The organism is Streptomyces sp. NPDC107654 (genome assembly GCF_055639035.1).
In genome coordinates, this window is sequence record NZ_JBVKBI010000014.1 from 191,910 (window position 1) to 217,006 (window position 25,097).

General features: G+C 73.5%; 22 protein-coding genes. 11 read left to right on the forward strand and 11 right to left on the reverse strand.

Features of this window, described 5'->3' with window-relative positions; genetic code table 11:
* Positions 1-145: 145 nt before the first annotated feature.
* On the forward strand, positions 146-1,513 hold the full coding sequence (locus ACZ7N4_RS24660) for a nucleobase:cation symporter-2 family protein (protein WP_471361471.1): 1,368 nt from the start codon (positions 146-148) through the stop codon (positions 1,511-1,513).
* Positions 1,514-1,538: 25 nt separating this feature from the next.
* Here ACZ7N4_RS24660 and ACZ7N4_RS24665 read toward each other — a convergent pair whose 3' ends face one another.
* The gene (locus ACZ7N4_RS24665; protein WP_471361381.1) at positions 1,539-2,168 is read right to left on the reverse strand and encodes a 3'-5' exonuclease; all 630 of its coding nucleotides are present in this window, start codon (positions 2,166-2,168) and stop codon (positions 1,539-1,541) included.
* A gap of 91 nt (positions 2,169-2,259) precedes the next feature.
* Complete coding sequence (locus tag ACZ7N4_RS24670; RefSeq protein ID WP_471361384.1) at positions 2,260-2,886, reverse strand: winged helix-turn-helix transcriptional regulator; 627 nt, start codon at positions 2,884-2,886, stop codon at positions 2,260-2,262.
* A gap of 81 nt (positions 2,887-2,967) precedes the next feature.
* On the opposite strand from ACZ7N4_RS24670, the gene ACZ7N4_RS24675 reads away from it, so the two are divergent.
* The 5 genes from ACZ7N4_RS24675 (at position 2,968) to ACZ7N4_RS24695 (ending at position 8,415) form a co-directional block, all read left to right on the forward strand.
* Entirely contained in the window at positions 2,968-4,176 is a 1,209-nt protein-coding gene (locus tag ACZ7N4_RS24675) for a pyridoxal phosphate-dependent aminotransferase (RefSeq protein WP_471361386.1), read from the forward strand.
* Between the two features lie 330 nt (positions 4,177-4,506).
* Entirely contained in the window at positions 4,507-6,216 is a 1,710-nt protein-coding gene (locus ACZ7N4_RS24680) for a trypsin-like serine peptidase (protein ID WP_471361389.1), read from the forward strand.
* 315 nt (positions 6,217-6,531) lie between these two features.
* Complete coding sequence (locus tag ACZ7N4_RS24685) at positions 6,532-7,131, forward strand: histidine phosphatase family protein (RefSeq protein ID WP_471361392.1); 600 nt, start codon at positions 6,532-6,534, stop codon at positions 7,129-7,131.
* Between the two features lie 188 nt (positions 7,132-7,319).
* Positions 7,320-7,940: a hypothetical protein gene (locus ACZ7N4_RS24690; RefSeq protein WP_471361395.1), complete on the forward strand. Its 621-nt coding sequence runs from the start codon at positions 7,320-7,322 to the stop codon at positions 7,938-7,940.
* Between the two features lie 52 nt (positions 7,941-7,992).
* Positions 7,993-8,415 (forward strand): acyl-CoA thioesterase, encoded by a 423-nt coding sequence (locus ACZ7N4_RS24695; RefSeq protein WP_471361398.1) that lies wholly within the window; start codon positions 7,993-7,995, stop codon positions 8,413-8,415.
* 220 nt (positions 8,416-8,635) lie between these two features.
* Here ACZ7N4_RS24695 and ACZ7N4_RS24700 read toward each other — a convergent pair whose 3' ends face one another.
* The 5 genes from ACZ7N4_RS24700 to ACZ7N4_RS24720 form a co-directional block, all read right to left on the reverse strand.
* A complete protein-coding gene (locus tag ACZ7N4_RS24700; protein WP_471361401.1) occupies positions 8,636-9,436 on the reverse strand; it encodes a hypothetical protein in 801 nt (266 codons plus the stop codon).
* Positions 9,436-10,698 (reverse strand): VWA domain-containing protein, encoded by a 1,263-nt coding sequence (locus tag ACZ7N4_RS24705; protein ID WP_471361402.1) that lies wholly within the window; start codon positions 10,696-10,698, stop codon positions 9,436-9,438. Before ACZ7N4_RS24705 ends, ACZ7N4_RS24700 begins: the two co-directional genes overlap by 1 nt.
* A gap of 87 nt (positions 10,699-10,785) precedes the next feature.
* The gene (locus tag ACZ7N4_RS24710) at positions 10,786-11,517 is read right to left on the reverse strand and encodes an NUDIX hydrolase (RefSeq protein WP_471361405.1); all 732 of its coding nucleotides are present in this window, start codon (positions 11,515-11,517) and stop codon (positions 10,786-10,788) included.
* Between the two features lie 175 nt (positions 11,518-11,692).
* Complete coding sequence (locus tag ACZ7N4_RS24715; protein WP_471361407.1) at positions 11,693-13,096, reverse strand: hypothetical protein; 1,404 nt, start codon at positions 13,094-13,096, stop codon at positions 11,693-11,695.
* Positions 13,097-13,202: 106 nt separating this feature from the next.
* Positions 13,203-14,741: an IucA/IucC family protein gene (locus ACZ7N4_RS24720; protein ID WP_471361410.1), complete on the reverse strand. Its 1,539-nt coding sequence runs from the start codon at positions 14,739-14,741 to the stop codon at positions 13,203-13,205.
* A 128-nt stretch (positions 14,742-14,869) separates the two neighbouring features.
* Here ACZ7N4_RS24720 and ACZ7N4_RS24725 point away from each other — a divergent pair, with 128 nt between their 5' ends.
* The gene (locus ACZ7N4_RS24725) at positions 14,870-16,393 is read left to right on the forward strand and encodes an IucA/IucC family protein (protein ID WP_471361412.1); all 1,524 of its coding nucleotides are present in this window, start codon (positions 14,870-14,872) and stop codon (positions 16,391-16,393) included.
* A gap of 384 nt (positions 16,394-16,777) precedes the next feature.
* The gene (locus tag ACZ7N4_RS24730) at positions 16,778-17,698 is read left to right on the forward strand and encodes a HipA family kinase (protein ID WP_471361415.1); all 921 of its coding nucleotides are present in this window, start codon (positions 16,778-16,780) and stop codon (positions 17,696-17,698) included.
* A gap of 60 nt (positions 17,699-17,758) precedes the next feature.
* Here the strand turns inward: ACZ7N4_RS24730 and aceB are convergent, their stop codons facing one another.
* A complete protein-coding gene (gene aceB / locus ACZ7N4_RS24735; protein WP_471361418.1) occupies positions 17,759-19,384 on the reverse strand; it encodes a malate synthase A in 1,626 nt (541 codons plus the stop codon).
* 184 nt (positions 19,385-19,568) lie between these two features.
* Positions 19,569-20,177 (reverse strand): nucleotidyltransferase family protein, encoded by a 609-nt coding sequence (locus ACZ7N4_RS24740; RefSeq protein ID WP_471361420.1) that lies wholly within the window; start codon positions 20,175-20,177, stop codon positions 19,569-19,571.
* A 144-nt stretch (positions 20,178-20,321) separates the two neighbouring features.
* Here ACZ7N4_RS24740 and ACZ7N4_RS24745 point away from each other — a divergent pair, with 144 nt between their 5' ends.
* Positions 20,322-20,636: a DUF5955 family protein gene (locus ACZ7N4_RS24745; RefSeq protein WP_471361423.1), complete on the forward strand. Its 315-nt coding sequence runs from the start codon at positions 20,322-20,324 to the stop codon at positions 20,634-20,636.
* On the opposite strand, the gene ACZ7N4_RS24750 is transcribed toward ACZ7N4_RS24745, so the two are convergent.
* The gene (locus ACZ7N4_RS24750) at positions 20,633-21,049 is read right to left on the reverse strand and encodes a DUF6234 family protein (RefSeq protein WP_471361426.1); all 417 of its coding nucleotides are present in this window, start codon (positions 21,047-21,049) and stop codon (positions 20,633-20,635) included. The genes ACZ7N4_RS24745 and ACZ7N4_RS24750 overlap by 4 nt on opposite strands.
* A gap of 386 nt (positions 21,050-21,435) precedes the next feature.
* Positions 21,436-22,233: an IclR family transcriptional regulator gene (locus ACZ7N4_RS24755; protein WP_471361429.1), complete on the reverse strand. Its 798-nt coding sequence runs from the start codon at positions 22,231-22,233 to the stop codon at positions 21,436-21,438.
* A 273-nt stretch (positions 22,234-22,506) separates the two neighbouring features.
* Between ACZ7N4_RS24755 and allB the strand changes: the two genes are divergently transcribed.
* Both allB and alc read left to right on the forward strand, forming a co-directional pair.
* Positions 22,507-23,844 carry an allantoinase AllB gene (gene allB, locus ACZ7N4_RS24760; RefSeq protein ID WP_471361432.1) on the forward strand — a complete coding sequence of 446 codons (1,338 nt, stop codon included), beginning with the start codon at positions 22,507-22,509 and terminating at the stop codon, positions 23,842-23,844.
* A 52-nt stretch (positions 23,845-23,896) separates the two neighbouring features.
* On the forward strand, positions 23,897-25,012 hold the full coding sequence (alc, locus tag ACZ7N4_RS24765; protein WP_471361435.1) for an allantoicase: 1,116 nt from the start codon (positions 23,897-23,899) through the stop codon (positions 25,010-25,012).
* Positions 25,013-25,097: the final 85 nt, after the last annotated feature.

Consider the following 25,097-nt stretch of genomic DNA (forward strand, 5'->3'; position numbering starts at 1 on the left):
GCTCAACCGTTCAGCTGCCACCCCCCGACGGTCCCTCCCCCGAGCTCTCGGCCTCGCCCGAGCAGGGAGGTGCCCCATGCCCACACGCACCACCTCCATGAAACCCACGTCGAAGACGACGTGTTACCCGTCCGGAGGACCCGCCGTGGCCGCCCATCCCGTAGACGAGAAACTCCCCGCCCTGAAAATGGCGACCAGCGGCCTGCAGCACGTGGCCGCCATGTACGCGGGAGTCGTCGCCCCACCCCTGATCGTCGGCGCGGCCATCGGCCTGAGCGCGACCGATCTGACCTTTCTCACCGGTGCCTGCCTGTTCACCGCGGGCCTCGCCACCTTCCTCCAGACGCTCGGCGTCTGGAAGATCGGCGCCCGCCTGCCCTTCGTCAACGGCGTCACCTTCGCCGGTGTCGCCCCCATGACCGCGGTCGTCGCCTCCACCGAGGACAAGTCCGACGCCCTGCCGGTCATCTTCGGCGCGGTCATCGTCGCCGGCCTCCTCGGCTTCCTCGCCGCCCCGGTCTTCTGCAAGGCGGTCCGCTTCTTCCCGCCCGTCGTCACCGGCTCGGTCATCACCCTGATCGGCGTCTCCCTCCTCCCGGTCGCGTTCGGCTGGGCGCAGGGCCCCGACCCCCGGGCGGACGACTACGGATCGACCACCTACCTCACCCTCGCCGGCATCACCCTGCTGATCGTCCTGCTGCTGCGCCGCTTCACCCGCGGCTTCGTCAAGCAGATCGCCGTCCTGCTCGGCCTGATCGCGGGCACGCTCATCGCCATGCCGTTCGGCGTCACGGACTTCAGCCCCGTCGGCGAGGCCGACGTCGTGGGCTTCCCGACCCCGTTCCACTTCGGCGCCCCCCAGTTCCAGCTCGCCGCGATCCTCTCCCTGTGCGTGGTGATGGTGGTGTCGATGACCGAGTCGACCGCCGACATGCTGGCCCTCGGCGAGATCGTGGAGCGCCCGGCGGACGAGCGGACCATCGCGGCGGGCCTGCGCGCCGACACCCTTGGCTCGGCGATCAGCCCGCTGTTCAACGGCTTCATGTGCAGCGCCTTCGCCCAGAACATCGGTCTGGTCGCGATGACGAGGATCCGCAGCCGCTATGTCGTCGCGACAGGCGGCGGCTTCCTGGTCCTGATGGGCCTGTGCCCGATGGCGGCCTCGCTCATCGCCGTCGTGCCCCGCCCGGTCCTCGGCGGCGCCGGTGTCGTGCTCTTCGGCTCGGTCGCCGCGAGCGGCATCCAGACGCTGGTCCGGGCCGGCCTCGACAAGGACAACAACGTCCTGATCGTCGCCGTGTCGCTCGCGGTCGGCATCATCCCGATCACCGCGCCGGAGTTCTACCACGCGTTCCCCGAGACCGCGAGGATCGTCCTGGACTCGGGCATCTCCACGGGCTGCGTCACCGCCGTGGTGCTCAACCTGCTCTTCAACCACCTCGGCAGGGGACACGAGGCCCAGGACGTCACCCACCCGATGGAGTCGGGTGAGGAGATCGCCGCCGTGCACTGAGACCGACGGCCGGGGCGTGACCGGCTCAACCGGCCGGGGGAGACGGGGGCACCGTCACCCCCGGCCAGCGCATGAGGTGGGCGAACAGCTCGGCCTGCTCGATCGCGTCGTCCAAGGCGTGGTGCGTGTGCCGGCGCCGGGACAGCAGCTCGCGCGGCATGGTGCCCTTGGCCACCGCCCGCAGCGGAAGCCGGGCCTTCGTCGCGTACAGCGTCTTCATGTCCAGGCAGCCGGAGTGCCCGAAGGGGCTGGAGCCGGTGAAGCGGATCAGGTACCAGTACAGGAACATCCAGTCGTACGACGCCGGGTAGCCGCACATCACCGGCTGCGCGCCCGCGCTCACCTCCCGCACCCACGCGGCGAACTCCGCGAGGGCCACCTCCGGTGCGGCGCCCTCGGCGATCAGCCGGTCCCGGTCCAGTCCGCTCACCGCCAGCGCCTCCGGCACGAACGCCTCGCCGACCGGCCGCAGTTCACGGTAGAAGGTCCGCTCCTCCGGGTCGGCGGCCGTGAAGCCGGCACCGTCCTGCACCCCGGCGACCGCGGCCCCGAGGCTGAGCATGGAGTACGGCCCGGGGATCGGGCCGTCGGCCTCGATGTCGACGGAGATGTACACACTGGGCTTGACGCGGCGAGCGGACACGACCGGCAGCATCCCACCCGCACCGCGCACCCGCACCCGCATTACGGCGGCACCGGCCCGCCTGACGCGGCGCCGGCCGCGGCGGAGGCCGTGCGGGAGCGGTTCAGGCCTCGCGCAGCGCCTTCGCCAGGGTCCCGTCGCCGGTCACCGTCACCCGCCCGGCCCGTACCGCGTCCGGCAGGCGGGTCTCGCCGCGGGCGATGGCCTCGCAGGTCGCCGCGTCCATCACCAGCCGGGCGTCCGCCTCGCCGGGCGCGGGGCCGTCACCGTAGACCGGGCCGTCCTCGGTGCCCACGTGGAGGTGGAAGTCGCCTTCCTCCAGGGCGACTTCCACGATGCCCTCCCCGTCCAGCGCCCGCAGCAGCGGCAGGGCGAACCAGTGGGCGCGGACGGCGTCCGTGGGACGGCGCCCGCCCAGCTCCCCCTCGCCCCAGGTGCCCAGTGCCTGGAGGACCGGGAGCAGTCCGCGTCCGCGTGCGGTGAGTTCGTAGACGTAGGCCGCGCCCGGCGGGGGGAGCCGGCGCCTGGTGGTGAGGCCGTCGCGTTCCATGTCCTTCAGCCGTGAGGCGAGTACGTCCGTGCTGACGCCGGGCAGGTCCGCGTGCAGGTCCGTGTAGCGGCGGGGGCCGGCCAGCAGCTCCCGGACGATCAGCAGGGTCCAGCGGTCGCCGACGAGGTCGAGCGCGCGGGCTGCGGAGCAGTACTGGTCGTAGCTTCGGCGAGGTGACATGCGACGCAGTGTAGACGCGTTGTTGGACTTTCCAAGCTCGCACTTGGTAAAACCAAGTAACACGAGTTTCCGGAGGGGCGCATGGAGTTCCGGCAGTCCAACAAGCTCAGCGAGGTGTGCTACGAGATCCGCGGCCCGGTGATCGAGCACGCGAACGCGCTGGAGGAGGCGGGGCACAGCGTGCTGCGCCTGAACACCGGCAATCCCGCGGCCTTCGGGTTCGAGGCGCCGGAGGAGATCCTCCAGGACATGATCCGGATGCTTCCGCGGGCGCACGGCTACACGGACTCCCGTGGCGTCCTCTCCGCCCGCCGCGCGGTCGCCCAGCGCTACCAGAACCTCGGTCTCGACGTCACCGTGGACGACGTCTTCCTGGGCAACGGCGTCTCGGAGCTGGTCTCCATGGCCGTACAGGCGCTGGTCGAGGACGGTGACGAGATCCTCATCCCGGCACCGGACTTCCCCCTCTGGACGGCCGTCACCACGCTGGCCGGCGGCAAGGCCGTCCACTACCTGTGTGACGAGCAGGCCGACTGGACCCCGGACCTGGCCGACATGGCGTCGAAGATCACCGACCGCACCAAGGCCGTGGTCATCATCAACCCCAACAACCCCACGGGCGCGGTGTATCCGAAGGAGGTCGTCGAGGGCATCCTCGACCTGGCCCGCCGGCACGGCCTGATGGTCTTCGCCGACGAGATCTACGACCAGATCCTCTACGACGACGCCGTCCACCACTCGGCCGCCTCGCTCGCCCCCGACCTGGTCGTCCTCACCTTCTGCGGCCTGTCCAAGACCTACCGGGTGGCGGGTTTCCGCTCCGGCTGGCTGGTGGTCACCGGTCCGAAGCAGCACGCCAGGAACTACCTGGAGGGCCTGACCATGCTGGCCTCCATGCGGCTGTGCGCCAACGCGCCCGCCCAGTACGCCATCCAGGCCGCGCTCGGCGGACGCCAGTCCATCCGCGACCTCACCCTGCCCGGCGGCCGGCTGCACGAGCAGCGGAACGTCGCCTGGGAGAAGCTCAACGAGATCCCCGGGGTGACCTGCGTCAAACCCAAGGGCGCGCTCTACGCCTTCCCGCGCATCGACCCCAAGGTGCACCCGATCCACGACGACGAGAAGTTCGTCCTGGACCTGCTGCTGCGCGAGAAGATCCAGGTGGTCCAGGGCACCGGCTTCAACTGGCCCGCCCCCGACCACTTCCGCATCCTGACCCTGCCGCACGCGGACGACCTGGAGGCGGCGATCGGCCGGATCGGCAGGTTCCTCAGCGGGTACCGGCAGTAGGCGCCTGGCCCGTTTCGCTCGTCTGTGCGAAGATCACCCCCGTTGCCGACCGGGGGCCACGCGCGAAACGGGCCCGACCGCCGTGGTGTGCGCGCCCGACCAGCGCCATGCACCGCCCGCCCCTTGGTCCGGTTCCGGCAGACCACGAGATCAGGGGGACCAGCAGTGTTCTCGTACGGACCACGCCGTACGCCCGGAAGCGGCACTACGCCCAGCAGCCCCCGTACCCCCGCGAGACGCCGTACGCCCGCGGGGCGCCGCCCCGCCGTCGCCCTGCTGTGCGCGGCGCTGTTCGGCGTCGCCGTCCCGGCCGCGGGGCCCGCTCACGCCGTGCCGTCCGCATCCGCCGCCGGGCAGGAGGCACGGCAGGCCGCGCGGTTCTGGACCGCACAGCGCATGGCCGACGCACGGCCGCTGGACGCGGCACGCCAGACCCCGGCGGCGCCGGGCGCGTCGGCCGCCGCGGCGGCCCGGCCGAAGGGCACCCTCTTCAAGGGAACCCGGTTGGTCGGCACGTTCTTCGGCTCCGACGGGCCGGGCGGCACCACCTGGCACTGCACCGGCAGCGTGATCGACACCAAGGCCCGGAACGTCGTCCTCACCGCGGCCCACTGCGCGCTGAACATGAAGAGCGACTACGTCTTCGTCCCCAAGTTCGTGAAGGGCGCCGCCCCCGACCGGCAGCCGTACGGCATCTTCCACATCCGGCGGGTCTTCATCGACCCCCGCTACGTCCCCGACCGGGGCTCGGCCACCAGCAAGAAGGCCGCGTCCGACCTGGACACCGCCTTCGCCCGGGTCTCGGCCAACCAGTGGGGCACGTCCCTCCAGGACGCGGTCGGCGGCGGGCTCACCTTCACCCGTCCGGCCGGCTACAGCCTGCGGAACGTCACCGTCACCGGATACCCCTCCTACCGGCACAACAGCGCCGGACGCGCCGTCAAGTGCACGGTCCCCACCCGGCAACTGCGCGGTTACCGGCAGCTGGCGATGACCTGCGGCGGCTACTACGGCGGCGTGTCCGGCAGCCCCTGGATCACCGACTACAAGGACGACGCCCGCACCGGACACGTCATCGGCAACCTCGGCGGCTACAACGGCGGCGGCAACGACGCCAACGTCGACTACATCAGCTACGGCACCGCGTTCGGCGCCGACGCCGCCAACCTCCTCGCCGACGCCGTCGCCGACCAGGCCCCGCCCACCGACCTGCCCCCGTACCGGGGCCTGAAGGGCACCCTGCCCGGCGGCGCGGCACGCTGGCGGGGGGCCGCGCTCATGGCCTGCGGCGACTACACGGGCGACCGGCACGGGGACCTGCTCGTGGTCTGGTCCGACGGCGGGGTCACCCTGCACCCGGGCGACGGCAAGGGCGGGTTCGGCGCCGAGAAGCGCCTGCGGCAGGCCAACTCCACGTGGACCCACGCCCGGACCGTGGCGGGCGGCACCTTCACCGGCGACCGGTCCGGGCTGCTGGTCCGCTGGTCCGACGGCGAGGTCACCCTCTACCCGCAGCCCGGCCCCTCCGGCCTGGGCCGGGAGATCCGGATGGCGGCGCCCGGCCCCGCATGGAAGAACGCCGTCCAGTTCACCACCGGGGCGTTCGCGGACGGAGGCCGCACCGGACTGCTGGTGCGCCGGGCCGACGGCTCCCTCACCCTCCACCCCACGATCGGGACCGGCGGCCTCGGCACCGGCACAAAGATCCTCGCGGCGAACGGCACCTGGACCAAGGCCGCCCTGCTGGCCGGCGGCGACTTCGACGGCACGGCCGGCGGGGACCTGCTGGTGCGCTGGGCGGACGGCACCCTCGACACGTACGCCGGCACCTCGGCCGCCGGGCTCGGCACCAGAACCAGGATGCGCGGCCCGAACGGCCTGTGGACACACGCGCGGGTGCTCACCGCCGGCGCCTTCCGTCACGGCCGCACCGGTAACGACCTGGTCGTGCGCTGGTCCGACGGGGAGACCACGCTCTACGCCGACACCGGCACCAAGTCCCTGGGCACCGAACACACGCTGGTCCACCCCGGCACCTGACCGCGGCGGCCTCCGCGTGCCTCCGGTCCGGCGCGCGGCGCCCGCCGTCCAAAGCGGGCGCGCGGTGCACGACACGCTCCCCTCACGCCGCGACGCGCCCGGCATCGGCGCCGGGCCGCAGCCGCCGGGCCGGCGCCGTCACCGTACGGCAGATCTGCGGGGGCGTGTGCGGGCCGGTGACGACCCCGTGACCGGCCCGCAGCCCCGGCCCCTGCTCTTCGTGACGTGACGGCGCACGCCCCGCGTGTTCACCGCCGACGCCGTATGGCGCAGTCCGTCCTGCGGGTGGGGACGGCGGTGTGCCACCGTGCCGTCATGGGTGACCTCCTTCTCGTCCGGCACGGTGAGACCGAGTGGTCGCGGTCCGGGCGGCACACCGGCTGCACCGACGTCCCTCTCACCGAGCACGGCCGGGAGGAGGCGCGCCGGCTGGTGCCGCTGATCCGTTCGCACCGGATCGGCGCGGCCTTCGTCAGCCCCCTCCGGCGGGCCCGGGAGACCGCCCGGCTCATCGGGATCCCGGACGCGCGGGTCGACGCCGACCTGCGCGAGTGGGACTACGGCGGGTACGAGGGCGTGACCACCCCGGAGATCCAGCGGAGCCGGCCCGGCTGGTTCCTCTTCACGGACGGCGTCGCACCCGGGCCGCCGGACCACCCGGGCGAGACTCCGGAACAGGTCGGGGAGCGCGCCGACCGGGTGCTGGCCAGGGTCGACGCCGCACTCGCCGACACCGAGGGCGTCGTCGTGCTGATCGCCCACGGTCACTTCCTCCGCGTCCTCACCGCCCGCCGTCTGGGTCTGCCGCCCCGGCACGGGGCCCTCTTCCAACTGGCGACGGGCACGCTGTGCCGCCTCGGCACGGAGCACGGACGCCCGGTGGTGGCGGGCTGGAACATCCGGCCCCCGCGGTAGCGACGCGCACCGGCGCCGGCCCGCCGGGCGACACCGCGACCGGCGCCCGGGTTCGCGCCCGCGGTGACACCGGGTGGTCCGCCGTGGCCCCGCCGCGGGCCGGGGCGTTGTCAGACCCGGGTCGTACTCTGCGAAGTGGCCGCTCTCCCGGCGGCCCGCGCAGCGACGGCGCCGGAAGGAGCAGTCCCGTGACCCGACCGCCGACCGCCGCGCAACGGCGGGTGATCGAGGGCGCCGACCCGGTCACCGGCCGGCTGCGCGGTACGGAGGCCCAGCTCGCGGCGCTGGTGAAGCGGGGGCTGGCCTTCCGGCACCCGCGGCCGCCGCACGACCACTTCCTCACTCCGGCGGGCCACCGGATACGGGAGGCGGTGCCCGAGGCGCCCGCGCGGAGCGCGCCGGACACCGGGGTGTTCGCGGCCCGTGTCGGCGGCGAGGAGGAGCCGCCCGCCTCCGGTCCGGCCCGCCGGCGCGAGGTGCACAGCGCCTGGCAGGGCCTGGTGGAGCTGCGCCGGATGACGAACCCCGACGGTGCCGTGGACCGGCCCTGCGGATGGGAGCGGACGCATCTCGTGCGGGCCGCGGCGCTCGCGCTGGAGGCGGCCGGGCACCCTCCGGCCGGCGGGGACGCGGACGGGTACCGGGTGCGGGCCACCCCGCAGCCGGAGGCGGTCGCGGTGTACGCACCGGACGCGCCGACCCTGGCGGCCTGCGCGGCCACGCTGGAGCGGGCCGGCTGGCAGGCGGGCGAGTACACCGAGCCCCGGACGAGGGCCCGGTATCTGCTCGCCTCCCCCCGCCGGGTGTGAACGGCGTGTCAAGATCGGGCGACCGCAGATCCGTACACGAGGAGGGCATGCAGTGGCCGAACCGTTTTCCGTCCGGGTGACCGTCCGCGGCTACGAGACGGACACCCAGGGCCATCTCAACCAGGCGGTGTACCTCAACTACGCCGAGCACGCCCGCTGGTCCCTCCTCCAGGCGGCCGGGATCAGCCAGACCCGGCTCGTGGGCCGGGGTGTGGGGCCGGTGGCGCTGGAGACGAACATCCGCTACCTGCGGGAGCTCCTCGCCGGTGACGAGACCGACGTGACCTGCGCGTTCGAGTGGGGCGAGGGCAAGACCTTCCGGATCCGGCAGGAGATCCGCAAGACCGACGGCACGCTCGCCGCCGAGGTCACCGCGGTGGGCGGCCTGCTCGACCTCGAACGGCGCAAGCTGATAGCCGATCCGCGGGAGGTGTTCAAGGAACTGGCCGTGGATCCCGGCCTGTTCGGCCTGTAGGCGGCCCTGTCCGGTGGGTGGGCGTCCCGTGGCCGGAGCACGGCGCGCGCTCGGGGCCGTCGGCGTGCGGGCCCCTGACGGGTGCCCGGCCGCGGCTCGTTCACGCCCGGCCGGGGGCCCTGGCCCGCACGACGCGGGGCCCGGCCGAGGAAACCGCCCCGGCCGGGCCCCGCGCTGTTTCTTTCGCGGCGTCGGCCCGCTCAGGGGCCCCCGTTGCCGCTCAGGCGCCCGGCGGCACCCGCGACGGCCGTCCCGAGCCGCGCGTCAGGGCGTATCCGCCGATGCCGGCGAGGGCGGCCAGGATGCCGCCGATGCCCGTCCACACCCAGCGGTCGGACCACCAGCCGGACGACCAGCCGTCGTCCTGGCCGAAGCTGGAGAGCACGGCCTGCTTCGAACCGCTGTCGGCAGTCTCCGACTTGGCGGCGATGCCGGGGACGAGCGGCTTGCCCAGGGAGCCGTCGACCGCCGCCGCGCCGCCGATGTCCTTGGAGTCGACGCGCACCTCGGCGTTCACCGGCTGCCCGAGGTCGGCGGCGGCGAGGTCCACCACCGTCAGCCGGACGTAGTAGGTGCCCGGCAGCGGGTCGTTCGCCCACGGCTCCGACCAGCCGCGCACCGTGCGCAGCACACAGGCCAGTTCGACCGAGGAGGCGCCCTGCGCGGCGGTGCGGGTCTGGGCGCCGTACTGGCAGGCCTGGCGGCGCCGCAGGCCGTCGTACACGTCGAGCTGCCAGGTCTCCCTGCCGTGCGTGCCGGGGAGCTTCACCGTCGCCTTGACGGTGGGGCGCTGCCCGGTGTCGGCGGGGAACGACCAGTACAGGTAGTCGCCGGTGGAGCCGGAGGCGGTGGCCTGCTGCCCCTGCTCGATCTCGGTCGCCGTACGGAAGGAGGTGCCCGCCTGGGTGGGCGCGTCACCGTCGGCGGAGGCGCTCGGGGAGGGCGAGGAGTCGGCGGCGGCCGGCCCGGCGGCCAGTCCCAGCGCCAGCAGCGCGGCGCCCAGCACACGTGTGATCCGCATCAGTTCGTCCTCCAGACGGCGACCCGCCAGCGCGACAGCCAGCCCCACAGCAGACCGGCGAGGAAGCCGACCAGCACCAGCAGACCGAGCAGCCACCAGCCGCGGCCGAGACCGAAGGCGGCCACGTCATGGTGGCCCGACGGGCCGTCCACGACGTCGACGGTCAGCTCCAGCGGCAGGCCGGGGCTGGTCTTGACGCCGGCGGCGGCCGAGAAGGAGCTGGTGACCTGGAGGCACACCGTCTCCGCGGGCGCCGCGTCGTCGTCGCTGTCCGGCTTGGGATAGCGCAGGCCGGTGGAGACGACGTCGGTACGGCCGGTGCCGGCGGCCTCACCGCGCACGATCTCCCGGCCGTGCACGGTCACCGCCCGCAGCAGCACACCGTAGTCCGGCCGGACGGCCCGGTCGTCCGCGACGCTCACCGAGGCCCGCAGCTCCTGGCCGGGCTCGACGTCCACCTTGTACCAGCGCTGCTGCCCGAACTCCGCGCGGTCGGTGTACAGCCCCGACTTCAGCGCCGGCGCCTTCTCGCACCGGTCCGCGCCCTCGGTGGCCACCGGTGTCACCACCGGATCGGCCGCCCGCTCGACCAACTGGCCGACCCGGTCGGACAGTTCCTCCTTGTGCCGTACGTCGGTGTACGTACCGCCGGTCGCGTCCGCGATGCAGCTGAGCTGGTCGCGGGTCTTGGCGTCCGGCACCAGGCCGAGGGTGTCGATGGTCAGCCCGATGCCCTTGGCGGCTATCTCCCGGGCCACCTCGCACGGGTCGAGCGGCTGGCAGGTGTCCTCGCCGTCGCTGATCAGGACGATGCGGCGGGTGCCGTCACCGCCGTTCAGGTCGTCCGCCGCCTTCAGCAGCGCGGGCCCGATCGGGGTCCAGCCGGTCGGCGCCAGCGTGGCCACGGCCGTCTTCGCGTCGGTCCGGTCCAGTGGGCCGACCGGGTAGAGCTGCTCGGTGTCCTTGCAGCCCTCCTTGCGGTCGTTGCCGCGGTAGTTGGCGCCCAGCGTGCGGATACCGAGCCGGACCTCCTCCGGTGTCGCGTCCAGCACCTCGTTGAACGCCTGTTTCGCCGCGGCCATCCGGGTGCCGCCGTCCATGTCGCGGGTGCGCATGGAACCGCTGACGTCCAGCACCAGTTCGACCTTCGGAGCGGCCTGCTCCGTCTCGTCGGCGACCGCTCCGGCGGGGAACGCGATCCCGGCCGTCAGGGCGGCGAGCAGCGCACACACGCCCGCCGCCAGCCGTTGTCTTCTGATCATCGCCGGATCTTATTGATCAGACGGGCCGTCCTCCAAAACGACCGTCGCCCGCCGGCCCGGGGCGCCGGGACCGGACCTCACGTGTCGTCACCCGGCGCCGGGGTCGCGAACAGGCCCGCCAGGCGGGCCCGGTACAGCGCGGCGACGGTGAAGCCGTCGGTGATCCGTCCGTCGGCCACCATCTCCTGCCTCGGCCGGCGTCACCGTGATGGCCCGGTCGATCGCCTCGCCCCTCTCCACCGCGCCGATGCCGTCCACGCACGCCGCGTAGAGGAGGACCTTGTGGGCGAGCAGACCGGTGTCGGGGTGCAACTCGCCGAGCGGGACCACCGTCGACGGCGTGGCCGCGATCTCCTCCCGCAGCTCCCGGGTGACGTTCTCGGTGGGCGTGGCACCCGGGTCCCCGGAGCCGCGTACCACCTCCCAGTGCCGGCTCCGGGTGGCGTGCCGGTGGTGCTCGATCAGGACCACTCTGCGCTCGGGACCGAGCAGCGGCAGGACGACCACGCCGGGGGAGGCGGCCGGGGGCGGCAGGATCCGGTCGTACAGGCCCAGACGGCCGTCGGGGAAGCGCACCGGGTCGCGCAGGTACCACAGGTAGCGGCCGGCCGACACCACACCCGCCGGGACCGGCCGCAGCACGGCCCGCAGCCGTGCCCACAGGCCTCCGAACGGGCCGCCGCGGCCGCGTCGCCCGGCCGCGGCCGCCTGGCGGCGCGCGTCGCGGACCAGCGCCGGGTCCGTGAGGATCCGGATGCCCCCCGGATCGTCGCGGAACCACTCCGGGACGATGCGGCGCAGCGCCTCGTAACGGTTCATCGGGGCCTCGGCGGGGTCGGCACAGGTGTACTCCGGCTCATCGGTCGATCAGTAGTCGGGCAGGTCTTCGTTGTCCTGGGTGGTCGTCGAGGCCGTGCCCGTCGGAGCCCGGCCCGCCGTGTCCCGGTAGCCGGGCAGGCGGCGTACCAGGTCGTGGAACTGCGACCATTCTCGTTCACTGGCCAGTCGTACCGCGGCGATCTCGCGGGCGAACCTCTGTTCCTGGCGTCCGGCGACGTGGTTGCGGAGCACCAGTTGCACCGAGCCGGTCAGTGAGCCGCTCACCGTGAGCGGCAGGACCGCACCGGCCACCTGCCAGACGTCGTTGCCGCTGACGGCGGTGAACACGGCCGCGCCTACGGTGACGACGACCTCGACCACCGGGCGCCAGGGGGCCGGCCGGGCCCGCCGGCGTTCCCGGGCGAGCCGGAGGATCTCCGCGTTGAGCCGGACGTAGGAGTCGAAGACCTGCCCGACACCGTCGCGGAACGCCTCCGGTGCGGCGGTCAGAGCCCCGAAGGCCTTGATGTAGGAGTTCCAGGCGGGGGTCTGCCGCAGCCGCCAGCGTCAGGTCGTTCACCGCCTGCGGGGTCAGATGGTCCTGCACGGCGGCGAAGGTCTGCCGCCGCAGGAACGTCAGCAGCTGTTCCGGGTCCTGTACGACACCCACGATGGCGGACGTGGCCTCGCGGGCCTCCTGCAACACCACGCGCCGCAGGCTGCCGACCGGTGTGAGGGGGTAACGCCCCAGCGCGTCGGCCAGGTTGACGTTGTAGATGAGGTCGAGGAGCTGCTTTATCTCCGCCGCGAAGGGCTTGCCGCGGTCGTACCTGCCCTCGGCCACGTTCGTGCCCGGGACGGTCACGAACTCCTCGTACAGGGTGTTGCGCACGACCGGCTGTCTGCGCACGCTGAGACCGTTGCTGAACGCGACCACTTCGCCGAGCCGTTCGCCGAACCGGTCCGTGTCCTCGCGCGCCACACCGACCTGCGCGGCGAGGATGTCGATGTCCTTGGCCGTGAGTCCCTGGACCTTCTCGGTGAACGGCTGGTAGAGGCGTATCCGGGTGCGGTCCCTGTTCTCCTGGTCGCCCCCGGAGTCGTCCCAGGACATGCGCACACAGCGCACCCGGTCGCTCGCGGCCATGCCGGCCAGCGTCTCCTGCCAGGCGGTGAACCCGTCGCGCCGCAGGTGAAGATGGCCGGGCGGTTCCTCCGCCGGGTGGCGTTCGCGCAGCAGGAAGGGGACGATCGCGCCCGAGGCGAGCAGCTTCCGGTGTGCCTCGCGGGTCTCGCCCTCCTCGACGAGATCACGGCTGATCGCGTCGTTGTTGTAGAAGTAGGCACGGTTGATCACGACTTGGCTGGCGTTGATGAGGCTGCGGAAGTACTCGGCCCGCACCTCCCGCACGCGTCGGCGGTCGACCTGGTCCAGGGACTCGCCGCGCTCGATCATCTCCCTGGTGAGCTGCGCGGGCACCCATTGGTTGTCCAGCGACTGGGCGATCACGGCCCCCGGATCCAGCTGTTCGGGCCGGATCGGCGACATCAGGCTGTCACTGCGGTCGTCGTCAGTCATCTGCTGCTCTCGGAGGTCTCGTGTCCTGGCTGGCTCATCAGGGGTACACCGCCGGACGGCGACACGGACGGCAACGGTGTTTTCGGCCAGGGAACATGACGCGAAATCAGCTCTGGGCCGGGGACGGTACGGCGCAGGGGTGGGGAAGACACGTCCACAGGTCCCCGCTCCGGCCGGGCGACAGGCGCATCAGCGTCAGCGCCTTCGCCGGGAGCGGTCCCTCGCGCAGCGCGTCCAGGTCCGGGCCGGGCGGCAGAGCGGGCAGCGCGGCCCGCAGCGCCGCGGCCAGCGCCGGCCCCGAGCCCGCCGTGGCCCCCAGCGCCCCCGCCACCAGGGAGCCGAACAGCTTGCGGCGCAGGTCGGTCACGTCGTCGGTGACCAGGCGGCCCGAGAGGGCGGGCGGGGTGATGCCGTGGCGGGCCAGACGCGCGGGGCTGATACGGATGTCGGCCAGATCGCGGTAGACCAGGCGCAGCGGGGTGCCGTCGGCCGACAGCACGGCCAGGAGGTTCTGGCCGTGGGCCTCCAGGGCCACACCGAGGTTCAGCAGGCGCAGGCCCACGGTGAGCGCCAGCCGGGTGAACGCGGCCAGCCAGGCGGGGGAGCCGGGCAGGGAGGTGGTGGCGAGGGCGGCCACGGGCACGACGTGCTCGTCCGGTCCCGCGTACACCTCCGGCGGCTCCCGCAGCAGGGCGGCCAGGTCGGGGGAGTCGGCCGTGGCCGCGCCCAGGGTGCGGGTGACGTGCAGCAGGCCGTCGGTGCGCGCCGCCAGTTCCCTGGCGAAGTCGGACAGGGTCGCGGCGGATCGTACCGAGTACACGGAGATGTCCCGCACGGAGGAGGTCAGCCGGGCGCTGAGCGCCGTCTTCACGTGCGGACCGCCGGGCAGCGCCAGGGTGCGCAGGGACATCAGCGGACGGGCCGCGCGCCAGGGGTCGGACGCGTGCCTCAGCACGTGCTCGGCCTGCCAGGGGTGGACCGGCAGCAGGAGGCGGTCGCCGTCACGGAGCTCGGCCGGCCAGTCGCCGGTCAGCAGGCAGCCGGCCGCCGGCACCGGTACGGTCCGCAGCTCCACCACCGGGCCGTGCTCGGGGCCGTACGCCAGTTGGTCCGCGACCGAGAAGCCGGGCCTGGAGCGGCAGTTCGGGTGGTACGGGTGCCCGTCGGCCACCCGCTGCTCCCACTCCCAGTCCGTCCGCCGGCCTTCGGCCGGGGAGCCCCCCACCGGCCACTCCTTCGGGTGATCCGCGCCGGCCCGGGACAGCGCCAGCGAGGCCGTGCTGTGCGCCAGTTCCGCCGCGAAGGCGGACCCGTGCGGCACCCCGAGCGCCGTCATCAGCCGCGCCGGGTCGTCGTACCGTTCCCGGTCCAGTCGTACGGTGGTGACGTAGGCGCTCGTGGCGTACGGGTCCGCGTGCGGACCGTGCAGGGTCCGGCCGTCGGCCAGGCGCAGGGCGAGGGAGTGCGCCCCGGGCACGCGGCCGGTGAGCCAGGGCAGCGGCTCATGGGCCAGCGCCCGCCACAGCCGGGTCAGTACGGCGGCGCGGGCACCGGGCAGCTCGGCCGTGTACCGGGACAGCATTCCGGGCCGGACGGCGGCCAGTTCCTCGGCGATCTCGGCCTCGGCGGCGGGGGGACGGTGCACGGTCGGCTCCTCGGGTACACGGGGACGACACGATTGTCCGGGACGGCAGCCATACTGATCGTCACCGGCTCCCGCGGAGCGCACCCGGTGTGCGCGGGGAAGACCGCGGGCCCCTGGACGAAGAACGAATGGATCGCGTGGACCTCACACCCCCCACCGGCGCCGGCCGCGCCCCTTCCACCGGCGCGGTCGGCCGCCGCGCCGACGCCTACGCGGCCGCCCCCCTGCTCAACTGCCTCCTGCGGGAGGTGGCCGAGCCGCTCCCGGACACCGGGGACCGCCGCGTCCACCGGCTGCCGGACGGCCGGCTGCTGCGGGTGCGCGCCGGGCGGCGCCCCACCGACCCGGAGGTGTACACGGACGGCGCCTGGCGCCGGATCGGCCACCCGGAGCTGGTGAAACTGGTCGCCGAGGAGCTGCGCCGGCACACCGGGCTGCCCGGCGGCGACCTGCCCGCCGAGATGATCGACAGCAGGGAGGCGATCGCCGCCCTGCTCACCGCCCGCGCCCGCGCCACCGCACCCGACGACCCGTACCTGCGCTCCGAGCAGTCCCTGCTCACGGGCCACCCCCACCACCCGGCCCCCAAGGCACGCGGCGGCGGCCCGGCCGCGTCCTGGCTCCCGTACGCCCCCGAGGCGCACGCCCGCTTCCCGCTGGTGCTGCTCGGCGTCCGCGAGGACCAGGTGGCCGAGGAGGGCGACACCCGGGCCCTGGACGCCCTCGGCACCGCCCCGCCCGGCTACCGGCTGCTGCCCGCCCACCCCTGGCAGCTCGATCTCGTCGCTCGCGACCTCGCGCCCGCGTTCGCCGACGGCCGGCTGCTGCGGCTCGGTACGACCGGGTTCGACACCTGGCCGACGGCCGCCGTCCGCACGGTGTACGAGCCGCGCCGCGACCTGTTCCTGAAGTTCAGCCTGGACGTCCGCATCACCAACGACATCCGCCGGCTCTGGCGGCACGACCTGCGCAGACTCCGCCGTACCGACACGGCCGCCGCAGCCGCCTTCGCCGCGATGGGGCCGGCCGCGGGCTGGCTCAGCGACCGGGGCTACCGCACCGCCGCCTTCGCCTTCGAGGAACTGGCGGTCCTGGTCCGCGACGGCCTGCGCGGCCACCTGCTGCCGGGCGCCACCCCGCTGCTCGCCGCGGGGCTCGCCGAGGGCTTCGAGGGCAGCCCGCTGTCCGCCGCGACCGACCCGGCCGGCTGGTGGGAGGCGTACCTGCGGCAGGTCGTGCCGCCCGCCCTGACCGCGTTCGACGCCCACGGGGTGGTGCTGGAGGCCCACCTGCAGAACACCCTCGTCGCGGTGGACGCGGCCGGTACGCCCGTCCAGGCGCTGTTCCGGGACGCCGAAGGCGCCAAGCTGCTCCCGGACGTGACCCGGGCCGCCGGCTGGGAGCGGCTGGTGTACTGCCTGGTCGTCAACCACCTCACCGAGATCGCCGGCGCCCTCGCCGACCACCACCCCGGGCTGGACCCGTGGCCCGCCGCCCGCCGTGAACTCGCCCGGCACGAGCTGCCCGAGATCCCCGCGCTGCTCGGCGCGCCCACCCTGCCCGGCAAGACCAACCTGCTGCTGCGCTGGACCGGGGCGGACGGTGCGGACGCGCGCTACCTCCCGCTGCCGAACCCGCTGGCCGGAGCCTGAGCCGTACGCCGGGTGGCATGGACACGGGTGCGGACCGGGCGTGGACGGCGGGCGGCCTCAGGGTGCCGCGGCGGCCGTCCCGGACCGGCTCGTGGACGAACTCCTCGTTCACGGCAGACCGCCGGTGCCCTGGTCGGGCGGCCCGCCGTCTCGCCCGCCCGGCGTCGCCTACTTCGTCCCCACGGAGCAGCACGGGCTCATCGCCGCCGCGCAGGCCGCGGTGGCGCGGGTGAACGCCGGGCTCGGCCCGGGGCGGACGCCACCGGCCCCGGCGGCCCGTGGTGACCCCGGCCCCAAGGCCCGCGCGCCCCGCGCACCCCGCGACCGTCGTCACACGCGGTTACTATGCTCACTTGGGGCTGCTCGGAAGGGACGGGGATCGGCATGGCACCGCTGAGGGAGGTCACCGCGGTCCGCTACGTCGCCCCCCTGCACTCCGGCGGCTCCGTCCCGGGCGTCGTCGAGGCCGACGACCTGGGCACGTACGTCGTCAAGTTCACGGGCTCGGCGCAGGGCCACAAGGCACTGGTCGCCGAGATCATCGTCGGGGAACTCGCCCGCGCGCTCGGCCTGCGCTTCCCGGAACTGGTCCTGGTCCACTTCGACCCGGACATCGCCGCCGCCGAACCGCACCAGGAGGTGCGCGAGCTGCACGGCGCCAGCGCGGGCGTCAACCTCGGCATGGACCACCTGCCCGGCGCCCGGGACTTCACTCCGGAGATCGCCCGGGTCTTCCCGGTGGACCCGCTGGAGGCCGGCCGGATCGTCTGGCTGGACGCGCTGACCGTCAACGTCGACCGTACGGTGCACAGCTCCAACCTGATGGTCTGGCCCACGTTCGGCACCGCGCCGCCGCGGCTGTGGCTGATCGACCACGGCGCCGCCCTCGTCTTCCACCACCGCTGGGACACCACGGCCCCGGGCCGCAGGTACGACTTCCGGCACCACGCCCTCGGTCACTACGGCCCCGACGTGCGCGCCGCCGACGCGGAACTCGCGCCCCGGGTGACGGAGGAGCTGCTGCGCGCGATCGTCGCCGAGGTGCCGGACGCCTGGCTGGCCGAGGACGCCGCCTTCGCCACCCCCGACGACGTCCGGGACGCCTACGTCGGCTATCTGCTGGACCGGCTGCGGCTCTCGGCCGAGTGGCTGCCCACCGACTTCCCGAGCCGTGAGCAGCTCGCGGACGAGGAGGCCGCCCGCGCGGCGAAGACCCGGGCGGGCCGCCCGGACTGGCTCAAGCGGGTCCCCGACCTGCACGGCAAGCCGGCGGCGGAACAGGACTGGTCGGCGCACCTGGGCTGAACGCGCGAGCGGCCCCGGGGCGCTCCCCGGAGCCGCTCGGCGCCCTGTGCGCCCGGTGGGTCAGCCCTTGAGCTGCTCGTACGCCGGCAGCGTGAGGAAGTCGGCGTAGTCCTCGTCCAGGGACACCCTCAGCAGCAGGTCGTGCGCCTCCTGCCAGTGCCCGGCCGCGAAGGCCTCCTCGCCGATCTCCTTGCGGATGGCGTCCAGTTCCTCGGCGGCGACCTTGCGGGCCAGCTCCGGCGTGGCCTTGTCGCCGTTCTCGAACGCGACACCGGCGTTGATCCACTGCCAGATCTGCGAGCGGGAGATCTCGGCGGTGGCCGCGTCCTCCATCAGGTTGAAGATGGCGACCGCGCCGAGCCCGCGCAGCCAGGCCTCGATGTAACGGATGCCGACCTGGACGGCGTTGACGAGACCGTTGTACGTCGGCTTCGCGTCCAGCGAGTCGACCGCGATCAGGTCGGCCGCCTCGACGTGGACGTCCTCGCGCAGCCGGTCCTTCTGGTTGGGCTTGTCGCCGAGGACCTTGTCGAAGGACTCCATGGCGATCGGCACGAGGTCGGGGTGGGCGACCCAGGAGCCGTCGAAGCCGTCGTTCGCCTCGCGGTCCTTGTCGGCGCGGACCTTCTCGAAGGCGACCTTGTTGACCTCGGCGTCCTTGCGGGACGGGATGAAGGCCGCCATGCCGCCGATGGCGTGCGCGCCGCGCTTGTGACAGGTGCGGACGAGGAGTTCGGTGTACGCCCGCATGAACGGGGCCGTCATCGTGACCGCGTTGCGGTCCGGGAGGACGAACCTGGCACCGCCGTCACGGAAGTTCTTGACGATGGAGAACAGGTAGTCCCAGCGTCCGGCGTTCAGCCCGGCGGCGTGGTCGCGCAGTTCGTAGAGGATCTCCTCCATCTCGTACGCGGCCGTGATGGTCTCGATCAGGACGGTGGCGCGGATGGTGCCCTGCGGGATGCCGACGTGGTCCTGGGCGAAGACGAACACCTCGTTCCACAGGCGGGCTTCGAGGTGGGACTCGGTCTTCGGCAGGTAGAAGTAGGGGCCCTTGCCGAGGTCGAGCAGCCGCTGGGCGTTGTGGAAGAAGTACAGGCCGAAGTCGACGAGGGCACCGGGGACGGCCCGGCCGTCGGTGTCGGTGAGGTGCCGCTCGTCCAAGTGCCAGCCGCGCGGGCGCATGACGACGGTCGCCAGCTCCTCGTTCGGCCGCAGGGCGTACGACTTGCCGGTGCGCTCGTCGGTGAAGTCGATGTTCCGGGTGTAGGCGTCGATCAGGTTGAGCTGGCCGAGGACCACGTTCTCCCAGGTGGGCGCGGAGGCGTCCTCGAAGTCGGCGAGCCAGACGCGCGCGCCCGAGTTGAGCGCGTTGATGGTCATCTTGCGGTCGGTGGGGCCGGTGATCTCGACGCGCCGGTCGTTCAGCGCGGCCGGGGCCGGGGCGACCTTCCAGGACTCGTCCGCGCGGATCGCGGCCGTCTCGGGCAGGAAGTCGAGCGTGGAGGTGCGGGCGATCTCGGCGCGGCGCTCGGCCCGGCGGGCCAGGAGTTCGTCACGGCGCGGGGTGAACCGCCGGTGCAGCTCCGCCACGAAGGCGAGCGCCGCGTCCGTGAGGACCTCTTCCTGCCGGGGCAGGGGCTCGGCGTCGACGATGGCCAGCGGGGACGGCGCTGGTGCGGACATGAGCTGTCACTTCCTTCAGCGGTGGCACCTAGTGCCAAGTGGCACGAATAGGACAGTGAGCGCCCACTGTGCGGTCGGACGCTTCTGATCAGTGGATAGTAGTTTCCTCATCGTGGAAGTTCAATGGTTTGTTGATGTCGAGATTCTCTGGTTCGAGGCAAGGTGGCGCTCGGTGCCACCCCGTTCACTCAAGGTGGCTCAGGTCGGCCTCGGTGTCGATGTCGTACGGCTCGGCGACGTCCGCGCACTCCACGAGCCGGATCCGCCCGGCGTGCGCCTTCAGGTAGTCCCGCGCCCCGCGGTCCCCGGTGGCCGTTGCGGCGATGCCCGCCCAGTGCGCCGACCCGAACAGCACCGGATGCCCGCGCACCCCGTCGTAGGCGGCCGAGACGAGCGATGTCCCGTCCTCGTACGCGCCCAGCACGCGGGCCGCCGCGGCCGGTCCGATGCCGGGCTGGTCGACCAGGCTCACCAGGGCCGCCCGCGCCCCCGTACCGGCCAGTGAGGCGAGGCCCGCGCGCAGCGAGGAGCCCATCCCCTCCGCCCAGTCCGGGTTGTCCACCAGCACGCAGCCGCCCAGCTCGGCGCGGGCCCGTACCTCGGCCGCCGAGGCGCCCAGCACCACGTGGACCCGCCCGCACCCGGCCGCGCGCAGCACCCCGACCGCGTGCTCGACCAGGGGGCGTCCCCGGTACGGCAGCAGTGCCTTGGGGCGTCCGCCGAGCCGTCTGCCGCCGCCGGCGGCGAGCAGCAGCCCGGCGACCTCCCCCTGAAGATCCCTGTTGTCCGTCATGGGTCCTGCATACCCGACGACGCCGGAGCCGGCCGGTTTTCCCGGCGCCGATGCCGATGGGCTGAATTTCGGTGCGCGCTGTGGCGCTCCCGCACCCGGTGGCGTTTACTGGCCCGCGCACGAGGGCGTGCCAGGGGGAGGGCTGTGTTGCGGAGCTTGGGGCAGAGGCCAGTGACCGGCAGCGACGAGGACGCGAGGGTGGCGGAACTGCGGACCGCGGTGTCCCGGCTGCGCCGCCAACTCGCCGCGTTACCGGCGGACTTCCCCGACCGGGCGATAGCCGAGGACGAACTCGCGGCCCTGGCGGCGATGGCCGCGGGCGGCCTGCCGGAGATCCCGCGCCTGCGCAGCTCCCTGTTGCTGGTCGCCGGCGCGATCGGCTCGATGAGCGCCCTGGCCCGGGGTCTGTCGCAGGTGCGCGACGCCGTCGACCTGTTCGGCGAGCCGCCCCGGACCTAACGCTCCGCCGGGCAGCCCGACGCCGACGGGGTCTCCCGGCACACGCCGTCCTGGTGGGACTGGGCCGCCGCCCCGCCGAAGACGAGGAGGCAGACCAGAACCGCCACGACGGTCTGGCCGACGACGGTCACGAAGGCCCCGGCCCGCGCGGCGACCACCGCCGCGGTGACGGCGAGGACCCCGACCGCGCCGGCCGCGGTCAGATAACCCCACAGCGAGTCGGCGCGGACGGTCCCGGCCGGATCGAGGCCGAACCCGGACCGCCACCAGAGCCCGAAGACCACCACCAGGGCGATCAGCTCCAGCACCACCAGTGCGCACCCGGCCCCGATGTCGGCCCCCAGGTCGGCGCGGCGGTGCGGCCCGGGACCCTCGGTGGCGTCGAAGGCCGGCGGCGCGGCGGGCAGATCCATACCCGCCACCTTGCCCACGCGGGCGTGACGGGCGCATGAGTACGGGTACTTAGTTGGGTCGGGGGACCCGAAGCCCTCCGGGGCCGGGCGGTCGCCCGGGTTCCGGTCCCCGCGGGCCCGGATCGGTCACCAGGGATGCCGATCTCCTGGGACCCGGGCCCCGGGCCGATCAGCCGGGGCTCTGCCCCAGGGGGCCGGACCGGCCGCCAGGGGCACCGGTCCCCGGGGATCCGAACCGTCACCCGGGATCGCGGCGTCCCGGGGGTGCGATGCCGTCACCCGGGATGACGGCCCTGTCGGGGGTGCGAAGCCGTCACCCGGGATCGTGGTTGCCCGGAGGCGAAGCCGTCACCCGGAGTTCTGTCGCTCCCGGGGACCCGGGCCGGTCACCCGGGGTTCTGGCTGGCCAGTGCCGCGGAGAGTTCGCGGGCGATCTGCTGGAGCATCGGCACGATCTTCTCCGTGGCCGCCTCCGTGACCCGTCCCGCAGGGCCGGAGATGGAGATCGCCGCGGCGGTGGGGGAGTCGGGCACGCAGACCGCGAGGCAGCGCACCCCGATCTCCTGCTCGTTGTCGTCGACGGCGTACCCCAGCTGTCGTACGTCCTTCAGCGCCGCCAGGAAGCCCTCCGGCGTGGTGATCGTCTTCTCCGTGGCGGCCGGCATGCCCGTCCGGGCCAGCAGTGCCCGCACCTCGTCGTCCGGCACGTCGGCCAGCAGCGCCTTGCCCACGCCGGTGGAGTGCGGCAGCACCCGCCGCCCGACCTCGGTGAACATCCGCATCGAGTGCTTCGAGGGCACCTGTGCCACGTACACGATCTCGTCCCCGTCGAGCAGCGCCATGTTCGCCGTCTCGCCGGTCTCCTCCACCAGCCGGGCCAGATACGGCCGCGCCCAGGTGCCGAGCAGTCGGGACGCGGACTCGCCGAGCCGGATCAGCCGGGGGCCGAGCGCGTACCGCCGGTTGGTCTGCTGGCGGACGTAGCCACAGGCGACCAGGGTGCGCATCAGCCGGTGGATGGTGGGCAGCGGCAGCCCGCTGGCCGCGGACAGCTCGCTCAGACCCACCTCGCCGCCCGCGTCCGCCATCCGCTCAAGCAGGTCGAAGGCGCGCTCCAGGGACTGCACCCCGCCTGCGGCGGAGGGCTTGGCGGAGTCGGTGGTGCTGGCGCTGGACGTCGGCACGGCGCGTTCCTTTCGGGACTGGCGGGAGGGCAGAAGCCTACCCGGCAGCCGGTTGACTCCCCGCTTGTACATAGCTACGTTCTGCCTGCTGGAATTCTAATTCCGCCTTGTGGAAACGTCCAGAGTGCGCGCTCCCTCCGTCCCGCCCGGAAGTGTGCCTCTTGACGGAGGAGGAGCGGGAGGGAAGACTCCTTCAACAGAACGTTGAAATCCGTTACGTGGGTGTACATCCCGTTTCCTGGACGTAAAACGGCGGTAGAGAGAGGGGTTCGGGTGTCCGACGCTGAACTGGTGCTGCGCTCCACACGCGTGATCACTCCGGAGGGGACGCGGGCCGCCACCGTCACCGTGTCCGCCGGGAAGATCACGGCGGTCCTGCCCTACGACGCCGAGGTCCCGGCCGCGGCCCGGCTGGAGGACCTCGGCGACCACGTCCTGCTGCCCGGCCTGGTCGACACCCACGTGCACGTCAACGACCCGGGCCGTACCGACTGGGAGGGCTTCTGGACCGCCACCCGCGCGGCGGCGGCCGGCGGCATCACCACCCTGATCGACATGCCGCTCAACTCCCTGCCGCCGACCACGACCGTCGACCACCTGCGGGTCAAGCGGCAGGTCGCCGCCGACAAGGCGCACATCGACGTCGGCTTCTGGGGCGGCGCCCTGCCCGACAACGTCAAGGACCTGCGCCCGCTGCACGACGCCGGCGTCTTCGGCTTCAAGGCCTTCCTCTCCCCGTCCGGCGTGGACGAGTTCCCGCACCTCGACCAGGACCAGCTCGCCCAGTCCCTGGCGGAGATCGCCGGCTTCGACGGGCTGCTGATCGTGCACGCCGAGGACCCGCACCACCTCGCCGCCGCCCCGCAGCACGGCGGCCCCAGGTACGCCGACTTCCTCGCCTCCCGCCCGCGTGACGCCGAGGACACCGCCATCGCGAACCTCGTCGCCCAGGCCCGGCGGCTGAACGCGCGCGTGCACGTGCTGCACCTGTCGTCCGGCGACGCCCTGCCCCTGATCCGCGCAGCCCGCGCCGAGGGCGTCCGCGTCACCGTGGAGACCTGCCCGCACTACCTGACCCTGACCGCCGAGGAAGTCCCCGACGGCGCCAGCGAGTTCAAGTGCTGCCCGCCCATCCGCGAGGCCGCCAACCAGGACCTCCTGTGGGAGGCCCTCGCCGACGGCACCATCGACTGCGTGGTCACCGACCACTCGCCGTCCACGGCCGACCTGAAGACGAACGACTTCGCCACCGCGTGGGGCGGCATCTCCGGGCTCCAGCTCAGCCTGTCCGCCGTGTGGACCGAGGCCCGCAGGCGCGGTCACACCCTGGAGGACGTCGTCCGCTGGATGTCCACGCGGACCGCCGGCCTCGCCGGCCTGACCCGGAAGGGGGCCATCGAGGCCGGCCGCGACGCCGACTTCGCCGTCCTCGCCCCCGACGAGACCTTCACCGTCGACCCGGCCGGCCTCCAGCACCGCAACCGGGTCACCGCCTACGCCGGCAGGACCCTGCACGGCGTGGTCAAGTCCACCTGGCTGCGCGGCGAACGCATCGTCGCCGACGGCACCTTCACCGAGCCGAAGGGCACGCTGCTCAGCCGCTCCCAGTGAGCCACCCCCGCACCCGCACCCGGCCGACTCCCGAAAGGACCCCCTGATCACCGTGACGGCGATACCCAGCTTCACCGGCGACGCGAACCCCTACGGAGGCGGCGACCCGTACGCGGACTACCGCACCGCCGACTTCCCCTTCACCCAGTACGCCAACCTCGCCGACCGGCAGCTCGGCGCCGGTGTCATCGCCGCCAACGACGAGTTCTTCGCCCAGCGGGAGAACCTGCTGGTGCCCGAGCGGGCCGAGTTCGACCCCGAGCACTTCGGCCACAAGGGCAAGATCATGGACGGCTGGGAGACCCGCCGCCGGCGCGGAGTCTCCGCCGGGCACCCGTGGCCGACCGCCGAGGACCACGACTGGGCGCTGGTCCGGCTCGGCGCCCCGGGCGTCGTCCGCGGGGTCGTCGTCGACACCGCCCACTTCCGCGGCAACTACCCGCAGGCGGTCTCGATCGAGGGCACCTCCGTACCGGGCTCGCCGTCCCCGGAGGAGCTGCTCGGGGACGACGTGAAGTGGACCACCCTGGTCCCGCGCACGGCCGTCGGCGGTCACGCGGCGAACGGTTTCGCCGTCTCCGTCGAGCAGCGCTTCACGCACCTGCGCGTCCATCAGCACCCCGACGGCGGCATCGCCCGCCTGCGCGTCCACGGCGAGGTCGTCCCGGACCCCGAGTGGCTCGCGGTCCTCGGCACCTTCGACGTGGTCGCCCTGGAGAACGGCGGCCAGGTCGAGGACGCGTCGGACCTCTTCTACTCGCCGGCGACCAACACCATCCAGCCGGGCCGCTCCCGCAAGATGGACGACGGCTGGGAGACCCGCCGCCGCCGCGACCAGGGCAACGACTGGATCCGCTACCGGCTCGCCGCCCAGTCCCGGATCCGCGCCATCGAGATCGACACCGCCTACCTGAAGGGGAACAGCGCCGGGTGGGCGTCGGTGTCGGTCAAGGACGGCGAGAGCGGCGCGTGGACCGAGGTCCTCCCGCGCACCCGCCTCCAGCCCGACACGAACCACCGGTTCGTCCTGCCCGAGCCGGCGGTCGGCACGCACGCGCGGGTGGACATCTTCCCCGACGGCGGCATCTCCCGGCTGCGCCTGTTCGGCTCGCTGACCGAGCCGGGCGCGAGCGGCCTCGCCGCCCGCCACCAGGAGCTGGGCGGCTGATCCCCGTCCACGCGCGCGTGGGGCGCCCCGGCCGGACAGCACCGGGGCGCCCCACGCGTCACCCGCAGGGATCCGGGTCCCACCC

Excerpts from the sequence above, each read along its gene's own strand:
- ACZ7N4_RS24665 (WP_471361381.1), bottom strand. The coding sequence starts at position 2,168 with ATGCTGCCGGTCGTGTCCGCTCGCCGCGTCAAGCCCAGTGTGTACATC.
- ACZ7N4_RS24670 (WP_471361384.1), bottom strand. The coding sequence starts at position 2,886 with ATGTCACCTCGCCGAAGCTACGACCAGTACTGCTCCGCAGCCCGCGCG.
- ACZ7N4_RS24675 (WP_471361386.1), top strand. The coding sequence starts at position 2,968 with ATGGAGTTCCGGCAGTCCAACAAGCTCAGCGAGGTGTGCTACGAGATC.
- ACZ7N4_RS24685 (WP_471361392.1), top strand. The coding sequence starts at position 6,532 with ATGGGTGACCTCCTTCTCGTCCGGCACGGTGAGACCGAGTGGTCGCGG.
- ACZ7N4_RS24700 (WP_471361401.1), bottom strand. The coding sequence starts at position 9,436 with ATGCGGATCACACGTGTGCTGGGCGCCGCGCTGCTGGCGCTGGGACTG.
- ACZ7N4_RS24705 (WP_471361402.1), bottom strand. The coding sequence starts at position 10,698 with ATGATCAGAAGACAACGGCTGGCGGCGGGCGTGTGTGCGCTGCTCGCC.
- ACZ7N4_RS24710 (WP_471361405.1), bottom strand. The coding sequence starts at position 11,517 with ATGAACCGTTACGAGGCGCTGCGCCGCATCGTCCCGGAGTGGTTCCGC.
- ACZ7N4_RS24715 (WP_471361407.1), bottom strand. The coding sequence starts at position 13,096 with ATGACTGACGACGACCGCAGTGACAGCCTGATGTCGCCGATCCGGCCC.
- ACZ7N4_RS24725 (WP_471361412.1), top strand. The coding sequence starts at position 14,870 with ATGGATCGCGTGGACCTCACACCCCCCACCGGCGCCGGCCGCGCCCCT.
- ACZ7N4_RS24730 (WP_471361415.1), top strand. The coding sequence starts at position 16,778 with ATGGCACCGCTGAGGGAGGTCACCGCGGTCCGCTACGTCGCCCCCCTG.
- aceB (WP_471361418.1), bottom strand. The coding sequence starts at position 19,384 with ATGTCCGCACCAGCGCCGTCCCCGCTGGCCATCGTCGACGCCGAGCCC.
- ACZ7N4_RS24740 (WP_471361420.1), bottom strand. The coding sequence starts at position 20,177 with ATGACGGACAACAGGGATCTTCAGGGGGAGGTCGCCGGGCTGCTGCTC.
- ACZ7N4_RS24750 (WP_471361426.1), bottom strand. The coding sequence starts at position 21,049 with ATGGATCTGCCCGCCGCGCCGCCGGCCTTCGACGCCACCGAGGGTCCC.